At 36.6% G+C, this 20,232-nt stretch carries 19 protein-coding genes; 1 reads left to right on the top strand and 18 read right to left on the bottom strand.

Annotated elements, in window-relative coordinates; genetic code table 11:
• Window positions 1-17: 17 nt before the first annotated feature.
• Window positions 18-260, bottom strand: a complete 243-nt coding sequence (locus tag ACQKN4_RS01235) for an IDEAL domain-containing protein (RefSeq protein ID WP_079559527.1) — start codon at window positions 258-260, stop codon at window positions 18-20.
• A 224-nt stretch (window positions 261-484) separates the two neighbouring features.
• On the opposite strand from ACQKN4_RS01235, the gene ACQKN4_RS01230 reads away from it, so the two are divergent.
• Window positions 485-994: a competence protein ComK gene (locus ACQKN4_RS01230; RefSeq protein WP_427481816.1), complete on the top strand. Its 510-nt coding sequence runs from the start codon at window positions 485-487 to the stop codon at window positions 992-994.
• Window positions 995-1,080: 86 nt separating this feature from the next.
• On the opposite strand, the gene prfB is transcribed toward ACQKN4_RS01230, so the two are convergent.
• The 17 genes from prfB to ACQKN4_RS01145 form a co-directional block, all read right to left on the bottom strand.
• Window positions 1,081-2,185, bottom strand: a protein-coding gene (gene prfB, locus ACQKN4_RS01225; RefSeq protein WP_427413545.1) for a peptide chain release factor 2 whose coding sequence is annotated in 2 segments (ribosomal slippage) — window positions 1,081-2,109 and window positions 2,111-2,185 — 1,104 coding nt in all. Because the reading frame shifts where the segments join, the coding sequence is not laid out codon by codon here.
• A gap of 146 nt (window positions 2,186-2,331) precedes the next feature.
• A complete protein-coding gene (locus tag ACQKN4_RS01220) occupies window positions 2,332-2,886 on the bottom strand; it encodes a competence protein ComK (RefSeq protein WP_079559524.1) in 555 nt (184 codons plus the stop codon).
• Between the two features lie 346 nt (window positions 2,887-3,232).
• On the bottom strand, window positions 3,233-5,743 hold the full coding sequence (gene secA, locus ACQKN4_RS01215) for a preprotein translocase subunit SecA (RefSeq protein WP_427481814.1): 2,511 nt from the start codon (window positions 5,741-5,743) through the stop codon (window positions 3,233-3,235).
• A gap of 368 nt (window positions 5,744-6,111) precedes the next feature.
• On the bottom strand, window positions 6,112-6,663 hold the full coding sequence (gene hpf, locus ACQKN4_RS01210; protein ID WP_079559522.1) for a ribosome hibernation-promoting factor, HPF/YfiA family: 552 nt from the start codon (window positions 6,661-6,663) through the stop codon (window positions 6,112-6,114).
• 173 nt (window positions 6,664-6,836) lie between these two features.
• Window positions 6,837-7,220, bottom strand: a complete 384-nt coding sequence (locus ACQKN4_RS01205) for a PilZ domain-containing protein (protein WP_427481811.1) — start codon at window positions 7,218-7,220, stop codon at window positions 6,837-6,839.
• A gap of 214 nt (window positions 7,221-7,434) precedes the next feature.
• Window positions 7,435-7,845 (bottom strand): flagellar export chaperone FliS, encoded by a 411-nt coding sequence (fliS, locus tag ACQKN4_RS01200; RefSeq protein ID WP_427481809.1) that lies wholly within the window; start codon window positions 7,843-7,845, stop codon window positions 7,435-7,437.
• Between the two features lie 76 nt (window positions 7,846-7,921).
• Window positions 7,922-8,281, bottom strand: coding sequence for a flagellar protein FliT (locus ACQKN4_RS01195; RefSeq protein WP_427481808.1), 360 nt, complete (start codon window positions 8,279-8,281; stop codon window positions 7,922-7,924).
• A gap of 21 nt (window positions 8,282-8,302) precedes the next feature.
• Window positions 8,303-10,630 (bottom strand): flagellar filament capping protein FliD, encoded by a 2,328-nt coding sequence (fliD, locus tag ACQKN4_RS01190; protein ID WP_427481806.1) that lies wholly within the window; start codon window positions 10,628-10,630, stop codon window positions 8,303-8,305.
• A gap of 23 nt (window positions 10,631-10,653) precedes the next feature.
• Window positions 10,654-11,040, bottom strand: a complete 387-nt coding sequence (locus tag ACQKN4_RS01185) for a flagellar protein FlaG (RefSeq protein WP_427481804.1) — start codon at window positions 11,038-11,040, stop codon at window positions 10,654-10,656.
• 189 nt (window positions 11,041-11,229) lie between these two features.
• Complete coding sequence (locus ACQKN4_RS01180) at window positions 11,230-12,882, bottom strand: phospho-sugar mutase (RefSeq protein ID WP_427482139.1); 1,653 nt, start codon at window positions 12,880-12,882, stop codon at window positions 11,230-11,232.
• A 37-nt stretch (window positions 12,883-12,919) separates the two neighbouring features.
• Window positions 12,920-14,134 (bottom strand): glucose-6-phosphate isomerase, encoded by a 1,215-nt coding sequence (locus ACQKN4_RS01175; protein ID WP_427481802.1) that lies wholly within the window; start codon window positions 14,132-14,134, stop codon window positions 12,920-12,922.
• A 60-nt stretch (window positions 14,135-14,194) separates the two neighbouring features.
• A complete protein-coding gene (pseC, locus tag ACQKN4_RS01170) occupies window positions 14,195-15,337 on the bottom strand; it encodes a UDP-4-amino-4,6-dideoxy-N-acetyl-beta-L-altrosamine transaminase (protein ID WP_427481801.1) in 1,143 nt (380 codons plus the stop codon).
• Between the two features lie 2 nt (window positions 15,338-15,339).
• Entirely contained in the window at window positions 15,340-16,146 is an 807-nt protein-coding gene (locus ACQKN4_RS01165) for a formyltransferase family protein (RefSeq protein ID WP_427481800.1), read from the bottom strand.
• Complete coding sequence (locus ACQKN4_RS01160) at window positions 16,146-17,486, bottom strand: DUF4910 domain-containing protein (RefSeq protein ID WP_427481798.1); 1,341 nt, start codon at window positions 17,484-17,486, stop codon at window positions 16,146-16,148. The genes ACQKN4_RS01165 and ACQKN4_RS01160 overlap by 1 nt, the downstream gene beginning before the upstream one ends.
• A complete protein-coding gene (gene pseI / locus ACQKN4_RS01155; protein ID WP_427481797.1) occupies window positions 17,483-18,529 on the bottom strand; it encodes a pseudaminic acid synthase in 1,047 nt (348 codons plus the stop codon). The genes ACQKN4_RS01160 and pseI overlap by 4 nt, the downstream gene beginning before the upstream one ends.
• Window positions 18,526-19,482, bottom strand: coding sequence for a UDP-2,4-diacetamido-2,4,6-trideoxy-beta-L-altropyranose hydrolase (pseG, locus tag ACQKN4_RS01150; RefSeq protein WP_427481796.1), 957 nt, complete (start codon window positions 19,480-19,482; stop codon window positions 18,526-18,528). The genes pseI and pseG overlap by 4 nt, the downstream gene beginning before the upstream one ends.
• On the bottom strand, window positions 19,483-20,205 hold the full coding sequence (locus tag ACQKN4_RS01145) for a cytidylyltransferase domain-containing protein (RefSeq protein WP_427481794.1): 723 nt from the start codon (window positions 20,203-20,205) through the stop codon (window positions 19,483-19,485). It lies immediately after the preceding gene.
• Between the last annotated feature and the right edge of the window lie 27 nt (window positions 20,206-20,232).

Genomic DNA, 20,232 nt, shown 5'->3' with positions numbered 1-20,232 from the left:
AGAGCGGGCTCGTCATATTATTCAGTTGTATCTTGGTGTAAAGCTACTAGTTCGGTTGCGTATAGATGAAATGCGTTTTCATCTTTGTCATCGAGTGCTCTATCTATCAGAACCATGAGCTGCTCTTCACGATGCTTACGCTGGATATGATTTAAAAATAAATCTAAATAAATCTCGTTTAATAATTTCTCTGCCTCATCAACTTTCTTTGTCTGACCAACGGCTTTTAGAAAATCTGTATACGAATAATATTTATCCAACGATCTCACCTCGATCCTTTTCTAAATTATAAGAAAATTGAAATTAAAATGCAATGCTTTAGAACTGAAAATCACTTCGATTTACTATTAATCTCGTGCTATTTTAAGCAATTTTTCTAAGCAATTGCTTGAAATAGCACGAACTTCCTTCTTTTATCTATATTTTCTGAATTTATTTTTGTGTTATACACTTCAAGAAGAAATAGAAAAGGAGGCTTACATAGATGTCAGCAAACTACATCAATGGATATTTACTTTCTTTTAACACCTATTTACTTCAGCCAGTTCAGTACGACTCTAAAATTTTCACTCGGGTAATCGATAAGCATAATGAACTTATTGTTACACGGAGGCCAATGCATATATTACGGAAATCTTGTATTTCACTAGGTACAACCTATGAAGCAGCGAAGCATTCCGCTAAACGCTTCTTCGGCAATCAACATAAGCTTCCAATCGTTGTTGCTTACGATTATGGTTATCCGTGTATTTTTCTACCAATCTATTCGCCAAACTCTGTCCACAACATCTGGATTGGACTTCACGCCATTTCGAATATTGTACCGAGTAAAACGGGCTGTATCGTCACACTGAAAAACGATAAACAAATTGAATTACCCATTCAATATGCTTCGATTAGCAAGCAATTTGTCAATGCATCAATGTTATATAAGCATTACATGAATGAACGCAAGCAGATTAGTCAGGACACCCCGAATCACCCACCTTTTTAAAGCAATGAATTTCGCTTTGGTGTAATTGTAGTGAAAATAAAAACCCCTCAAAAGCACAATGTTACTGTGCCTCTGAGGGGACTTCATTACCCGATTTTCGAACGTAAGTATGCGTTAATGAATGGATCTAAATCGCCATCCATCACCGCTCCTACATTACCTGTTTCTTCATTTGTACGATGATCCTTCACCATTGAGTAAGGATGGAATACGTATGAACGAATTTGTGAACCCCAGCCGATTTCCTTCTGTTCACCACGGATTTCATCTAGCTGCGCTTGCTGCTTTTCAATCTCTAATTGATAAAGCTTCCCTTTTAACATCGTCATAGCTTTTTCACGGTTTTTAATTTGTGAACGTTCTGCCTGACATTGTACGACAGTACCAGTAGGAGTATGCGTAATACGAACAGCTGAATCTGTCGTATTAATATGCTGACCACCTGCTCCTGTTGCACGATACGTATCAATTTTTAAATCCTCTGTGCGAATATCAATTTCAATATTATCATCGAATTCAGGCATAACATCGCAAGAAACGAATGATGTATGACGACGACCCGAAGAGTCAAATGGTGAAATACGTACTAAACGATGAACACCTTTTTCTGCTTGTAAATAGCCGTAAGCATTATGACCCTTAATGGACAATGTTACAGATTTAATACCTGCTTCATCTCCAGGAAGATAATCAACTGTTTCCACTTTAAAGCCACGTTTCTCAGCCCAGCGTGTGTACATACGAAGTAGCATTGAGCCCCAATCCTGAGATTCCGTACCACCTGCTCCTGGGTGCAGCTCTAAAATCGCATTGTTTTGATCATAAGGGCCACTTAATAGTAATTGCAGCTCAAAATCGCCCATTTTTTGCTGAAATTCTACTAATTCATTGCCTAGCTCCTCCTGCAATTCTTCATCAGGCTCTTCTTGCAATAGCTCTAGCGTCATATCTAGGTTCTCGTGTGTTTCCACTAAATCTTTATATTCATTAACAATTGCCTTTAAGCCATTGCTCTCATTAATAATTACCTGTGCACCTTGCTGGTCATCCCAGAAGCCTGGCTCAAGCATCATTTCATCTAATTCCTGCATGCGTGCCTCTTTGTTTTCTAAGTCAAAGAGACCCCCTAAAGTCCGCCAATTTTTTGGCTGAAGTGTCTAACGCGTTACGTACATCTGCTAATTCAATCATTGTTAAATCCTCCGAACGTTTTTAATGGGGCTGGTTTTAAAAGCTTAAAAACAGGTTAAGAAATGAATTTAAAATACTTCTCCCTCATTTCTTTCAAGCCCCGTATCACTTCATTATAACGTTTTTACGAAGGAAAACATACTTTTTTACAACACTGTTTTGTTTCTATCTTTATCATCGTCAAAGATAACGTTGTTCGTCATTCGCGGGAATACTCTGCCTTGATCATATTGAACTAATAGCTTCGTTCGTTTTTCCAGTTTATATTTTAGTAAATACGCTCTTTGAATTCTGTATTCAAATGATCTGAAACTTAGATCCACAGTAATTTCATAGCCGTTCATAAAAATTACTTTTGTATTCTTTTTATCCATAGCTTGATAGTCTAGGATATGATGGACAGCAAACCATTGACATTCAGGTCTTATATAAGATTTACTTGGAAACCATACAATATTACTTCGTTCATGAACAACTATTGGATTTTTATTCAACTTTCCTAGTATCATTCTCGATCCATCGAGAGCCCCTCTTAAACTTGAACCAAAATATCGTAGATTATAATCCATTAATTTTGTCGGCGCTAATTTTGAAATATATTCGTTATCCCTTTCAATTACGCGTGTGCACAAGTTTCCCAAGGCATCATACTCCGGCTTATACAGCATCGTTTCGCTACTCATAATGTCATCATACTGCATTGTTAACCCTCCTTTATTTTTTTAGAAATATATTGGTATACCCCAATGCATTTCCTCGAGAAGGTCTTCCGCGGACTGCTGTTCTCGAGGATTTTTTATCTCCACATATCAATCACCTCCTCTGTCATTTATCACAACTTTCAGACTATAAACTTATATTCATAATAAATCAGAAAAAAGTTATAAACATTACCCTTTTTATTGAACTATTTACCTATTGTTGTAGTATTATGTACCTTTTCTGAATTTTTTGATATTTCATTGCATTAAATTGTGAAAATATCCTAAACATAGAAAAAAGACCATTTTAACTTTCGTTAAAATGGTCTTTTCCGTCATTATAATGTTATTGACCTGCACCATGGCAGTTTTTAAATTTCTTACCGCTTCCACATGGACATAAATCATTACGCCCAACATTTTCAGCCTTACGGACAGGTTGCTTTTTCGGAGCTGAACTGCCATCCTCTTTCGGATTAACAGCTTGACCTTTTGCAACTTCCTCACGCTCTAAATTATTATGGATCTCTGCCTTCATCGCATATTTTGCTACATCTTCGCGAATGGAAGCAACCATATCCTCAAACATAGCAAAGCCTTCTTGTTGATACTCACGAAGAGGGTCATTTTGACCATATGCACGAAGGTGGATACCTTGACGTAGCTGATCCATAGCATCAATATGATCAATCCACTTCGTATCAATTGAACGTAATAAGATAACTTTTTCAAATTCACGCATACGCTCTGATGTAAGCTGTTCTTCTTTTTCATCATAACGTGCTTGGACAGTGTTCGAAATTAGCTGGTTAATCTCTTCTACAGATTTACCTTGGAAATCTTCCATCTTCAGAACGCCTTCATCCAATAGGTTTGCAGCGACAAAGTCATCAATCGCTTTTAAGTTCCAATCCTTCTGCTCACCTTGCGTATATACTGCGACAATGTCATCGATTGTTTCTTGAATCATCGACTCAACAAGCACGCGCATATTTTCTGTTTCTAATACGTCGTAACGCTCTTGATAAATAATCTCACGTTGCTGACGTAACACATCATCATATTGTAATAAACGTTTACGAGAATCGAAGTTATTACCTTCAACACGTTTCTGAGCTGATTCTACCGCTCTTGAAACAACTTTTGATTGAAGTGGCTGTGAATCATCCATCCCTAATTTCATCATCATGGATTTCATATTATCAGAGCCAAAACGACGCATTAATTCATCTTCTAATGACAGATAGAATTGAGTAACCCCTGGGTTCCCTTGACGTCCAGAACGACCACGTAGCTGATTATCGATACGACGAGATTCATGACGCTCCGTACCAATTACCGCTAGACCGCCAATCTCCATTACACCTTCTCCAGGCTTAATGTCTGTACCACGCCCAGCCATGTTCGTAGCGATCGTTACGGCACCCTTCGTACCAGCATTCGCAATAATTTCTGCTTCACGCTCATGGTTCTTCGCGTTTAAAACGTTATGTGGGATTTTATGTTTATTCAACAAATCCGAAATAATTTCAGATGTTTCAATAGCAACAGTACCGACAAGAACTGGTTGTCCAGCTTTATGGCGCTCTGCAATATCTGCCGCCACCGCTTTATATTTTCCTTCCATAGAAGCAAAAATTAAGTCAGGACGGTCATCACGAGCAATCGGCTTATTCGTTGGAATCGCCACAACACTCATATTATAAATATTACGGAATTCCTCTTCCTCTGTTTTCGCTGTACCTGTCATACCTGAAAGCTTTTGATACATACGGAAATAGTTTTGGAATGTAATTGTCGCCATCGTCATCGATTCATTTTGAATCTCTACGCCCTCTTTGGCCTCGATTGCCTGATGCAGCCCATCTGAGTAGCGACGACCTTTCATTAAACGCCCCGTAAAGCCGTCAACAATAATAATTTCGCCCTCTTGTACAACATAATCAATATCATTATGCATACTTACATGAGCCTTTAACGATTGGTTAATCGCATGGTTTAAACGTACATGCGTTAAATCAAATAGGTTATCAATGCCAAATGCTTTCTCTGCCTTTTCAACACCAGCATCTGTCAACGTAACACCCTTTGTCGACTCTTCATATGTGTAATCCGTTTCCGCACTTAACATACGAACAAACGCATTAGATTGTTTATAAAGCTGCGCCGATTTCCCAGCTTGACCCGAAATAATTAATGGCGTACGCGCTTCATCAATTAAAATTGAGTCAACCTCATCGATTACCGCAAAATGTAGCGGACGTTGTACACGTTCTTCTTTATAAAGCACCATATTATCACGTAAATAGTCAAAGCCTAACTCATTGTTCGTACTATACGTAATATCAGCTTCATAAGCAGCACGTTTTTCTTCTTTTGACAGGCTGTTCAAATTTAAACCAACCGTTAAGCCTAAGAAATTATACAGATGTCCCATTTCCTCAGCATCACGACCCGCTAAATATTCATTGACCGTCACAACATGTACGCCTTTACCAGTAATGGCATTTAAGTAAACAGCCATCGTAGCCGTTAACGTTTTACCTTCACCCGTTTTCATTTCCGCAATATTACCTTCATCTAATGCCGCAGCACCCATAATTTGCACACGGAATGGGTACATCTCTAACACACGCTTTGATGCTTCACGACAAACCGCAAAAGCTTCCGCACGAATCGACTCTAAAGGCTCTCCGTCGGCAAAGCGTTTTTTAAATTCTTCTGTTTTCGCTTGTAATTGATCATCTGAAAGCTGTTCCATTTGAGAAGCGAATCCCTCAACCTGGTCAGCGATTTTTTCTAATTTTTTTAGTTCACGTTTATTGAAATCAAATAATTTATTTAATAGGTTTACCATGAATTTTTTCACTTCCTATATAGTCTCAACTTTCATTTTACCATTGTATAACAGATTCATGCAAACAGAGTCCCTAGCATAAAAAGAAATCCTTGGCGTAATTGCGTCCGGATTTTGAATTGTGCTAAGGCCTGCACTACGCAGGTAAGTTAGCCGTTGTCGCATGAAGCGACGGTTTTAGGCTAACATCCTTATATTGACTCCTTTCGAAATCTGTGACATCTGCCAGAGGTTTATCTTTATTCAGTAGGCGTTTGGAGAAAAGATATACCTGCAATCATTCCATCACCTATTGAGATAAGAATGTTCTACTGAATGAAGATAAAAAAGGCTCCCGCTATGGCGAGAGCCCTTGAACATATTTAAGATTAAGTTGTTTCAATTAAGCCGTATTTACCGTCTTTACGTTTATAGACAATATTTGTGCCGTTTGATTCCGCATCTGTAAAGATATAGAAATCATGCCCTAGCATATTCATTTGTAAAACAGCTTCTTCTTGATCCATCGGTTTTAAATCAAATTGCTTTGTACGAACAATTGAGTATTCATCTTCCTCTGTCACTGCATCAGCGGCTGCTTGAGAAGTAGCAAAATAAAGGCCTGTACCTTCACGCTCACGGAATTTACGGTTTACTTTCGTTTTATGCTTACGGATTTGACGTTCTAATTTATCAACGATCAAATCAATCGCAGCATACATATCTGTATGACGCTCTTCTGCACGAAGAGTTAAGTTCTTCATCGGAATTGTAACTTCCACTTTAGTTTGCTTGTCATTATAAACCTTTAAATTTACGTTAGCGTTGGCGTTAACATCTTCGTTAAAATAACGTTCAACTTTCTCGACTTTGTTCTCAACATATTCTCGAATAGCTGGAGTTACCTCAATATTTTCACCACGAATGTTAAAGTTTAACATGTAAACTCCTCCTTTATAACTGCTATACTTTATATTTCTACACAAGTGTGCGAAATTCCTCTAAAATAATTCTTTTTTTCAAAAAAAATTTTTTTCCTGCATGAGCAGTATCTGTAAAAGCAACGAAGCTAGGTGATTGATGAACAAAATCTCTCACTGATGAATGTTTCACTTTATAAATGAATATTATTTAGTTTTGCCTCATCCGCTTCTTTTCTTCGGCGCAACTTCAACTCTTCGACAATCAAATCTTCAACCGATTCTTGATCATTGAAATTCACACCATACTGCTTACCAGTACCAAAAGGACGGCTCCAAATGACTTCTCCATAAGCTCGTACCTCTCTTGTGTCCAGAATAAAGCGTAAATCCAAAGGACGAGGATTAACACCTAAATCCACCTCAGTAAACATCTTTAACCCTCGTGGACTTATATCAAGCAAATCAGCCATTGCCGTTTGTGCTTGATTGACTCTACCATTCTCATATATTGCAAAAGTCATTTTAACAGGCTCCTCGAATTTAAATCGAAAGCCTTCTTGGCGCTTAAATATCATCTTCCCACCTCAATACTATTCTAAATATCTATTTAGCTTGATTATGACACGGTGCATGTTTTACATCTAGAGGGAATAAGTAACTTATTTTACTGATAAAAGACCCATTTTATGACTAATAAAATGTTTCCCTTTTGTATGATTATGTAAATGTCATTTCTCGCTTTTCTCGAAAAGAAAAGAGACCATCATGAATTGATGGCCTCTATGTTGTCTAAATTTGTCCAGCGTTACCCTGACCGAATTGCTGCTGTCGATTAATGCGAATTACTTCCTTCCATGTATCACGGAATTCCGTCACTAATCCCTCAACTTCTTCAATAATAGTGACATCACTTTGAATGTTTGCCTCGACTAAGCGACGGTTGATATATTCATAAAGGGCAAACATATTTTTTGACACTTCGATATCCATATTCAAAGTCGACATCAGCTCGCTAATAATCGCCTGTGCTTTGATAAGATTAGTATTTTTTTCTTGGATATTCTTTTCTTGAATTGCTAGCTTAGCTTTGTGCAAGAACTTTAAACATCCATTATAAAGCATTAACGTCAGCTCACCAGGGGAAGCAGTGGTAACACTATTTTGTTTATACGCATTTTGTGCTGTTAAATTTGCTGCCAATAAAAGACAACTCCTTTGAAAGGTTACTTAATTACTAGTTTAAACCATAATATGAAGAAAAGCTAATAGGTGAATGTTAATTCTTTTTGTCATAATACATCCCATCCATCACACGAACATTCGAATATGGATTGAAGTATTGCTCTTCACTTTTCTTCGTTTTCTGTAAGTTTGCCATATCCTGTTTTACGGCGCCCATAACAGCAGCCAATCGTTCTTTTATCCCGTTATCTAATTCCAGTAACGTTCGATGAATTCGATTCTGTTCATCGAATTTAAAGCCTTCTTGAACTAAATCTTCAATAATCTTTCCACGCTTGTCTAACATACTGTTAATATTATCAATATATTCATCGCGCTCTTCACCATTTGGAATATCACCCAAAAGCTTAAATAAATTAGCTGATACCTGTAATAGTTGATTTATTAGTTGCATAATTTTCTCCTACCTTGCTAATTAGAAGCCTGCACCTTGCATAAACATACTTGATTGCTGGTTTGCTTTATTGATTGCTTTCTCCATGGCTGTGAATTGTTTCCAGTATCGAGCTTCGATATCTTTTAACTTTGCTTGTAATTTAGTAATGCGATCATCAGATTCAACAATTTTCTTACCTAAACTATATGTGTGATCTGTTGCTCCTTCTCTACCAGCCTTTTTTTCAATATTCTTTTGAAGTGTTTCAATTTCAGCAGTTAAACGTTGTGAAATACCACGTGAATCTTTTGTAACTTTTCTACCATTTTCATCAGTTGTCGTAGTTACACTTCCTGTATTAGTAAACATTTGAACAACTTGATCAGGGTCTTTAGCTAATGCTTTATCCAGTTTAGCATCATTAATTTTCAGTTTTCCACCATCCGATAATTTATCAGATGTTGTAATGCCAATTTCAGCTAATGAATCTATTGTGTCGTCCCCAAGTCCGTTTACCGATGACATAAACTGCGTACGGATTTTAGCTAAGCCATCTCGAATTAAGGAATCGCTACGTAATAAACCACTTTTTGCTTTTTCATCCCAAAGCTTTTGTTCGTTTTCAGACATATCTTTACGTTGTTCACTTGTTAGTGCTGGATAGTCACGATATTTCTTCTCTTTTAATGAACTATTTAGCGAATCTACCATCTCATTGTAATTTTTAACAAACTCTTGAATAGAGTCTTTTATACTTTTGGTATCAGTCGTTGATGTAAGATTTACAGCCGCTACAGCTGGAGAAGTATCATTTGCCACGCTATCCGATGCTGCTTTTGCATTATCATAAGATTTTTGTGCTTCATCTAGACGTTTTTGACCCGCCACTGCATTGTTTTCAGCTGTTTTATATGCAGCTGCATTTTCGTTATTTGTTTTCTCAATGGCACTAAACTGTTGAAAATCTTCTAAGGAACCACTTAAATCAGCTAATTTATTTAAATCCATTGAATCCATCTTGCCGAATTTATCTTTAATAGCGTCATCTTTTCCTGCTAAAATTTGTTCAATTTCACTTCCTGTTTTTCCTTTAATTTCGGATAAGAAAGCAATATCATCAGTTGTTAGGTCATTTAAAAATTTCTTATCAAGAGTTTTATATGAATTTTCAAAATCAACTTGATGTGCACGTTCAAGTATATCTGCACCATCCGGGCTTTGTAATGCCTGTAAATCATCGGATGATAGTCTTAATAATTTTGCTTTTTGTTCATCTGTTAAGCTGGAATTATTAATAGATGATTTAATACTATCTGCATCTGTGTAATCAATGTTCAAAGATTGTAGGTCAGACAAATCTCCAGAGTTTAGGAGCGCAACCTTCCCTACATTTGAAAGTTTATCAAATTTTTCCTGTTGATCAGCTGTTAAATTATTTTCCCCAAAAGTATTCTTATATGCATTTTTATACGTATTATCTCGATAGCTTTCATATGCAATACGCTTACTGTCTCTTTCTGCTTCTAAGCCAGGTAGAGCAGCCTGTGCATTATTTAATTCTACTTGTGCTGCTGCCAAGCGATCAGCTGCACCTGACTTTGCATTGAAAGTTGACTTCAGTGATACCTCAAAACCAGAGATTGTAAAAGTATTTGATGAACGCTCCATTGAAATGCCATTTACTTTAAAGATTGCATTTTTACCTGAATTTGTTGTCGCATTATCCATACCTAATGCATCGAACAATTCTTTCCCTTGTCCAAATACAATTTCGCCGTTACCACTTTTTACACTACCAGAATTATTTGCAGTTAGTGATAACTGTCCATTTTCGAATAGTGCTGTAACACCTGCATTGCTTTGATTGATTTTTTTCACTAAATCATCAACTGTATCATTTGTTGGGTCGAAGGTAATTGTCGTTGCCTTTTCTGCTAAATTTCCATTTTTATCAATAGCTTGAATCTCTACTGACTTAACGGATTCTCCTACTAAAGCAGACAATTTTGTTGTTCCAGTGTACCCTGTCTGACTACCAATCATTTGAGTTGATGTAGCTAATTGTGTAACACTTTCTATATTGAGCGTTCCATTAGCTGTACTTGTTGCCTTTACAGTGGCTAAGTTTTCATTGGAAGATGTAGCTGTCTTTTTCATCATGCTACTTTGTAACCGCATACTATCCTTTAAAAACTGATTAAATTTCTGGGTTGTTTTATTAACATCGCGGTAAGCATCCCGTTGCCATTCGAACGTTTGCTTTTTTTGATAAGTTTTATCCAAAGGCACTCTTTCTGCCTGCATCAGTTTCTCTACAAGACTATCAATATCCATCCCTGACGCTAATCCGCCCATTCTCATTACCATGTTTATTTCCTCCCAATTTCCGTTTAAATTTTCTCGTCTACAATCATTCCAACCATTTTTTGCATTTCATAGAAAGCATCTAATAATTTTTTAGGTGGAATTTCCTTAACAACTTCCTCAGTATCACGATTCACTATCGTCACATAATAGCGTTCCAAGCCATCATGATAAACAAACTTCGAGGAACTGTGATTTATTTCCAAAAATTCATTTACAACATCTACAGCTTGTTGTAGTTTTTCTTTTGAAATTTCCTGTTCTTCTCCAACAGTAGTTGCTTTTTCTACTACTTGTTGAGAGTCGGTTACTTTTGAAACATTAGGCGTTATATTTTCCTGTACATTCATTGCTTTTGTATTAGTTGGTGCAGTAATCGTATCATTTGACTGCCCTTGGGATGCAATACGCATGAAACTCAACCTCCTAAACTTTTCAATTGCTTACCATTATTATCGGAAGCATTTTGTATAGTTTCACGTTTTTTGGTAAACAAATGCTTAGTAACTTGTTAAGTCTTCATTTCATTTTTAGACAAGCTATAGTTAAAAAACCTCGAAATCAGACAATGTGCCATGTGATTTCGAGGTTTTTTTAAACTTTTAATTAATCATTTTTTGCATATACTCTTCTATATCAATCATGGTTTCAAATGCTTTTGTTTCGCTATCCTTTCGTACTCCAATGTAAATCTTACATTTTGGTTCTGTTCCAGAAGGTCGAATACATATCCATGAACCATCTTTTAATCTATATTTGAGAACATCTGTTTTTGGTAAAGATAATGCTTGTTTCTCACCGTTTGCAAGATATGTGAAACCAACTTTGTAATCTTCTGTTGCTATAACTTTGATTCCAGCAATTTCGGCAAGTATTTTGTTTCTAAATTGCTCCATAATATTGGTTATGTGTTTCTGTCCCTCCATCCCCTCATATGTAAATGACAACAATTTTTCTTGATAGTATCCATGTTGTTGGTAAAGGGAGTTCAGTACATCTAAAAGTGTTAAATTTTGTTCTTTGTAATAAGAAGCCATTTCTGAAGTTAAGAGCGCAATTTGTACTGCATCTTTATCTCTTACAAAATTCCTTGCTAAATATCCATAGCTTTCTTCATAACCAAATAAAAATGAATGCTCACCAGTAGTCTCAAATTCCTCAATTTTCTCAGCAATATACTTAAAACCTGTAAGTGTATTTATTGTTTGTATGTTAAAACTATCTGCAATTGCTGTCCCTAACTCTGAGGTTACAATAGTTTTTAACATCGCCCCATTCGAAGGTAAAGTTCCTACTCTTTGCTTTGTAGAAAGTATATAGTTTAACAATAAAGCTCCAAGTTGGTTCCCTGTCAAAAGTTGATACTGGTCTTCATTAAGTATCGCTACACCAAGACGATCAGCATCTGGATCTGTAGCTAGTATTAATTCAGCTTCAACCTCCTTCCCTAAAGCAACCCCCATTTGAAAAGCAAGAGTTTCTTCTGGATTTGGATACAACACTGTTGGAAAATCGCCATCTTGAATAGCTTGTTCGTTAACAATATGTACATTTGTAAAGCCTGCCTCTTTTAAAGCACGCTTTGTCGGCACAAGACCTGCACCATGCAAAGGAGTATAGACTATGTTTATATCCTTTTTACCATTAGCTTGAACAAGTGTTTTTAGAGCAGCATTATACGCATCATCCAATTTTTCTAGCATCTCAATGCAATAACTCGATGTAAATAATTCATCTTTTGTGAGAGAATGAATTTTAAAAATATCTTCTACACTTTTCATATGTTCAGAGACTTCATCGGCAAATTGAGGTGTTAACTGTGCTCCATCTTGTCCATATACTTTAAAACCATTATATTCTTTAGGATTATGACTTGCTGTAATAACTACTCCGGCATAAGCCGCTAAATATCGAATAGCAAAACTTAATTCAGGAGTTGGTCTACTTTCACTAAATACATAACTTTGTATACCATGCGCAGCCAGAACTCCTGCTGTTTCATAAGCAAACTCCTGTGAAAAATGTCGTGTATCATACGCAATAACGACACCACTTATTTTCGCCGCTTCTCCCTGACATTCAATTTGACGAGCTAATCCTTCAGCTACTAAACGAATGGTATGAACATTGATACGATTCGTGCCGGCGCCTAACCTCCCACGCATTCCACCCGTACCGAAAGGAACTAACTGATAGAATTGATCTTCTATCGCTTGTTTTTTATTAGCAATTTCCAAGAGTTCATCTTGATACATACTACTCGCTTTTTGTCGCCATAACTCATACAACTCTCTATGCACGAACCTTCACCACATCTTCCTTTAACAACTCTAACATTTTCTTTTTATATGCTTCTACACCAGGCTGATCAAATGGATTCACCTCAAGTAAGTTAGCACTGATAACACACGCTTTCATAAAGAACATCATCAAATATCCAACATGATATGCATCTAACTTTGGCAATTCTATACGAATAACAGGTACGCCACCTTCTTCATGTGCGAGTGCTACCCCATCTTTTGATGTTGCATTTACCTCATTCATTGATCGACCAGCTAAATAATTCAGATCATCTATATTTTCAGCAGAAAAAGGGATTTCAATATCTTCTTCGATATTATCAAAGTGAATAAGTGTTTCAAACATTATACGACTACCATCTTGAATAAACTGTCCAATAGCGTGTAAATCTGTCGAATAGTTCACGGTTGAAGGATATAGCCCTTTATGCTCTTTCCCTTCACTTTCTCCAAATAGCTGTTTCCACCATTCATGCAATTTATTAAGTCTTGGCTCAAACGAGGCAAGCAGTTCAACTGAATAACCTTGTTTATATAATGCATAACGATTACTAGCATAATCGACTGCACTATTCGATTCACTAGAAAAATCTAATTCCGCTTGTCTTCCACCACGAACAAAAGCTTCTATATCAATACCTGCAACAGCAATTGGTAATAAACCTACAGGCGTAAAGACAGAATAACGTCCTCCAACTTCAAACGGAACAGTAAACTGGCGATATCCTTCTTTTTTCGCAATTTGCTTTAAGATTCCTTTTTCAGCATCAGTAGTAACAATTATTCTTTTACATGTCTCCTTACCATATCGTCGTTCCATATATTTTTTTACAACTCGAAAGGCAAGCGCAGGCTCCATCGTTGAACCAGACTTTGAAATAACATTGACATAAACGTCCTTCGTATCTAAATAAGATAATAGCTGCTTTAAATAGGCACCACTCATATTATTTCCAGCATATAAAATTTCAACACCGTTATTAGTATGGAAATAAGGAGTTAGAGCATCAATCACCGCACGTGCACCAAGAAAAGAACCACCTACACCAATAACTAGAAAAATTTGTGCTCTTGAATTTATTTGATTTGCAACATTTTGAATCGTAAAAAGCTCTTGCATAGTAACAGGATTATAATGCTGCATGCTTGGATTTTCTGAAATTTTCATTTTAGGAATATTAGCTAGTGGATGAAAATTAATCATATCGTCAACTCCTGTTAAAAACAGCTTACTCTTTTAAGAGCAAGCTGTGTGTTGTACTACTTATTTCGGCTGTTTTAGTAATTCTTTAATATTCGACACAATTATTGATATATCTTCAACTGTCATATTTGGATGAATTGGTAACGTTAAAGCTTTTTCGTACCACTTTTCAGCAATTGGGCATATTCCGCGTTCATACCCCAACTGCTGATAATATGGGTGCCAATAGACAGGAATATAATGTACATGAACTCCTATATTTAAAGATCTCATTTGTTCAAACACAAACTTACGCGATATTCCCTCTAGCTGAAGCATATACAAATGCCAGCCGGAATTAGTTCCCTCTAGCTGCTGTGGAACGATAATTCCTTCTATATCTTGAAATGCCTCTGTATAAAAGGATGCAATTTCACGACGGTGCTGGATAAACGTATCAATTTTAGTAATTTGGGATAAGCCAAGTGCAGCTTGTAAATCAGTCATTCGATAATTATAGCCAAGGTCAGTCATTTCATAATACCAACCACCTTGTTCAGCAGAGAAGTCAGTTTGCTCAATACCATGACTTCGGAATAGTTGTAATTTACGATAATAGTCCTCATTATTCGTTACAATAATACCGCCTTCAGCTGTCGTAATTGGCTTAACAGGGTGGAAGCTAAACATTGTCATATCTGCCTGTGTACCAACTTTTTTCCCTTTATATTCAGCACCAAGAGAATGAGCACCGTCTTCAATCACAACTAGATTGTGTTCACGTGCGATATCCATAATGACATCCATATCTGCTGGTTGACCTGTAAAATCAACTGGGATAATTGCCCTTGTATTTGGTGTAATCTTTTTTCTTATTTCTTCAGGATTGATGTTGTAAGTATTTGCATCAATATCTGCAAAGACAACCGTTCCTCCCATATAACGCACGCAGTTAGCGCTAGCTGCGAAAGTAATTGGTGATGTAATAACTTCATCTCCAACACCAACCCCTGCCGCATAACAGGCTGCGTGAAGTGCTGCAGTTCCATTGCAAAAAGCAACTGCATATTGAGTGCCAACATAATCAGCAATTGCCTGCTCAAACTGTTGAATTTTTGGTCCTTGTGTTAAAAAAGGTGAGCGTAATGTTTCTATAACAATCTGTATGTCGTCCTCATCAATCGATTGACGACCATAGGAAAGAAATTCAGGCAATTTTTTCATATCTATTCCTCAAATCTCAAAGCAGAAATAATAGGAGGATCAGTTCTTGGAATTTTGCCGTCTAAAAACTGGTCTACTAGATCATTGTTATATTGATTGTAAACAAAACGAAGATGCTGTGGCATCCAATCATTACCTACCCAAAGTTTACCGTTTCCTTTTTGCGGATGATATTCTACTTGGTCAAGTGGTGTTGTAGTTAAAATTGTAGACAAATCCTTAGCAACTTGAACGACCGCCTTACAAGCAACATCATGAAGCTCATCTCCATAATCTAAATTTGGAACTGATTGATGGACAATATCTCCTCCATCTAAACGCGCTGATAATCGGTGTACTGTCATACCTGCCCAATTTGGTCGTAACATAAAGAATGGCCAAAATAGTGTAGTGTTTCCTTTATACCAAGGTGATAGTCCACCATGAATATTCCATGCATGCTCTGGTAAAACATCTAACAACTCGTCAGATAACTTATGTACCCCATAACTAATAGCTATATCAAATGATTGTGAAGCAACCCACTTAATTGTTTCCTCACTATTTAATTGTGCTAAAGACACATTTAAAGTTGGAATCTCAAGTTGTACTTTTTCATGTCCTACAAAATGGCGCTGTTCGGCTTCATCTCTATCTGCAAAATGTCGCATAAAATTCAAGCGATCGATTTCTTCTAGATTAGCTGGTGGTTGAGGGACAAACGCTTCTCGAACTTCCATAACATGAGCAGCTACTATACCTAATTCTGCTAGTTTATTCACTACAAATAAATGTCTCGGATGAGATCCTGTTAGTAATAATACTCTCACTAAAATAACTCCCTCTCCTCATAAAATGGACCTTCAAGTAATTGATGTTCTTTTAAGACATCAATTGAAATTTTATAATCCTCTAGTGAATAGTTTAAAGTTTTGGCAACATCGGATAATCTATGTTTCCCATCAGAATAACTTAAAAGTGTTAATACTTGATTTAATTGTTGTCGATTATCTATTTTTTTGCTATTAGAACTACCCCATGTCCCAGGAGCGTTTATATCAGGGTAAAGATCATACTTCCCTAGTTTTGGTTCACTAAATGGTTTTTTATTAATATAATAACCATCTAATTCTTGTAGCTGTAAAATATGTTCAATTTCATTGACACTATTTAATAAAGCTTCTATTGTCATATGCTCTTTTGTATCTAAAGAATTATGATAGCCTTGGTACGTTCCATATATCATTTTAGAGAACTGCCCTACTGGCAAATTAAAACCAGGTGAACAATATTGACGTTCATCTGAACCAAACAATGGTGTAAATGGACGTATTGAATAACTATGTTGTCCACTTTCATTTAAGTAGGTTACCAAATTATTAAGTGGTGCATTAATATTACGAGATTTCTTGTAACTAAGCGGATGCTCTTTTCCACCCAAACATGTTAATACTGCTCCGGAATACATATTTTCCTTTAAATGTTGTCCGTATTTTGATAAATATGCAATAGATCCTATTGTTTCAGGTAAAAAAACAAATCGATAAGTTAACTCTCTATTTTCCCATTGTTTAAGGCGATTATATAGAAAGGTTGCAACAATTGGTCCACTTAGTTCGTTATTTGCCATGGAAGGATGACAGATATATGTACTAATTAATACTTCTTTTTTTGATTTTCCCGGTAAAACAGCTTGAGCAAAGTTTAGCTCACCATCAATTTTTTCACTATCAATATACACATGGTACTGTCCATCTGGAAGAGCATCTACCTGATTTTGGCTCATACAAAAACCCCAACGATCCTTATAATAGGAAATAACATAGGGCACGGCTTCTGGTAAGTGGGGAAGGGTATGAACATGTTTCTTTAAATCCTCTAAAGAAAACCACATATCTATAGGTTCACTATAATTTACAACATGTAAATTTAAATCCTTTATATCAATGATTGTCTCATCATGCTCATCCTTAATCCAAGCTTCACGGATAACCCACTCTTTTGGAATTTCCCAATCAAATACTTCTGTACCTGTTGGAATTCCTTCCATTTCAAGTGGAATATATTCTTGTAGGATACGAATTGTTTCTCGAACACCTTCTCCTGTAATACTACGCATTATTGGAAAAAGTCGATCAAACAATTCGTCCATTTCTTTTAATTCATTCATAGTAATAACTCCCAACTTAAAGGTGTTCCCTTCTTCACATCTTGCTTAACAGTCTTTCCAAGTACTAAATCATAGTATTTAGTCGGCAGACCCAAACCTGGTCGAACATTTCGAAGATTTTCATCTGTTAAAACGTCGCCTGCTTTTAAGTCTTCCCCTATATATAATGAACGTCGGAATTTAGTTGAGTCCTTTTCAGCTTCTGTTGGGCCATATTGAATTTGCCCTAAGCTTTGCCATGCTCGTTCAGTTTCCTCTACAAGCATTTTTAACTCCTGTGGCTCCATTGAAAATGCAGAATCAACTCCTCCATCAGCACGAGAGGTAGTGAAATGTTTTTCAATAACAGTTGCTCCAAGCGTTACGGCAGCAACCGATACGCCAACACCCATCGTATGATCTGATAAACCAATTTCAGTACCAAATAACTCTCGCATATGAGGTATAGTGGCTAAATTAGAGTTTGCAGGTGTTGCAGGATATGTGCTTGTACACTTTAATAATACAATTTGATGATTTCCTTCGGCTTTTGCAGCTCGAACCGCTTCATCAAGCTCTGCTGCTGTTGCCATACCAGTCGAAATAATAATTGGTTTACCAGTGCGAGCAACTTTTCGAATTAATGGAATATCCACATTTTCAAATGATGCAATTTTATAAGCAGGTACATCAAGAGTTTCTAGAAAGTCTACTGCCGTTTCGTCAAATGGAGAGCTGAAAGCGAGTAATCCTAACTCTTTCGCCTTATTAAAAATCTCTTGATGCCATTCCCACGGAGTATATGCCTCTTTATATAAATTGTACAAAGAGTTACCTTTCCAGATATTGATATTATCCTGAATAAAAAACTCTCCTGTATGTACATCTAGCGTAATCGTATCTGGAGTGTATGTTTGTAACTTTAATGCATCAACCCCCGCCTCAGCGGCAAGTTCAACTAAGTGTAATGCACGTTCCAATGATTGGTTATGATTGCCTGACATTTCTGCAATAATAAACGGTTTTGTATGGCGACCAATCTCTTTATGCCCTATTTTTATCATTTCATCAACTCCATTATTTTGTACATCCAAGCATTTGTTTGCTTGTTTGCAGTTAATGCAAGCCCGTTAGCCCCCATTTCATTAAATGTAAGGCTACTAAGCAAATTCTTATATGTATCTTCGGTTACTTCCTCATGCCAACCTAAATTGTTCACAACACTAAGCTTCTCTGCGTACTCAGTTGTTTCTCGTTGATTATCTGCTACAATTGTTGCACTTGAAGGGAGCCCAACATAGCATCTTTCCCACATCGTTGCTCCTCCAGTACCAATGGCAAAATCAGCTTGTTGCATGAGTATTGCCATATAGTCAATTTGACAATGAAAATGATACCCTCGCTTGTTACAGATAGATTCGATTTGTACTTTTGACGGATTGCCATTACCAACAACGATATCGACATGCTCAAAAATAAAATAATCAAGAGCCTGTAATACTTTCATTGTTTCATTTGTTGGATCGTTTCCCCCCATAAAGACAAGTAAACGCTTCACTATACCCCCGCGTTCCCTTTGCTGTTGACGTACTTTAATAAATTCATCTCTTACAATTAAATACTGAGGTCCTAATAACTTTATACAATGCTCAGGTACAAGCCCGTCATAGCGTGTTGCATAATTTGGTACAATATTTTGATCCAACAGTACATCACATTCATGTGAACGGGCCAAATCATCTATCACAAAAATTTGTTTTGCATACTTTCGAATTGCTTGTTCCCATTCTTTATTAAGTGAATAATGATCAATAATATAAAGATCCGCATAATCTGCTTGTTTCATATTGTCAAAGCCTTCTTGTGCCACAAAATTTATTAAATTTCCAGGTAAAGGCTCCATCCAAAATGTCACATGGCAGCCTGCTTCACGAATTTTCTTAGCAACAGTTAGGCAACGCATCACGTGACCGCTACCAATTTCAATTGAAGCATCTGCTCGAATTATGACTTTCACTTATATCACCGGCTTTTGCTCAATATGGGCATTCAAATTAGCTACTTCGGGATGATCATTTAAGTATTGTATGACATCTACACTCGATACAAGCGGATTGTTGAAATGCTTTGCTACATTATAAATAAGTGCATAATCTTCTTCTGTGTCTAATGTAATCCTTAAGTGTGGCGCATTACGATTGGTAGGTGCTTTATAGATCACCGCCTCAAATTCATTTTCAAATTCATAGGCATAGTACGTTACATGCTCGCGATGCCTTTCTTCCTTACCTGCTACATTAATATGTAATAGTGCCTGGTAAGAAATTAGTTCTACTGCAAGTCCGCGTGGCTGTTCTCCATCAATAAGAACAATATCCTTCTTCTCGTTTGTCATTAATTCAACGATTTCACTCGCCATTTCATAATCAACAAATGGACAATCAGACGTTACACGCATAACATAGTCTGGCTCGTACTCCTTTGCACAATCTACAAAGCGGGATAGGACGTCATTTTCTGAACCTCGGAAGCACCGAATATTATTTTCTAAACACCAAGTTGCAATCGCATCATCTTGAGGCATTGAAGTCGTTGCAACAATTACTTCTTGCACACCTTTTATTTGTGAACAGCGCCTTGTAACATACATCAGTACATTCGAATCTCCTACAGGTTTTAATATCTTTCCTCTAAGTCGAGTAGAACCTATTCTAGCTTGAATAATAACAATTGTTTTCAAAAAATCACATCCTAAGTTCACATAGAA

The sequence above is a fragment of the Lysinibacillus sp. NPDC093692 genome (assembly GCF_050280125.1).
Classification (GTDB): Bacteria; Bacillota; Bacilli; order Bacillales_A; family Planococcaceae; genus Lysinibacillus.
The sequence above is the reverse complement of the archived record's forward strand: the minus strand, read 5'-3'. Positions and strand labels throughout refer to the sequence as shown.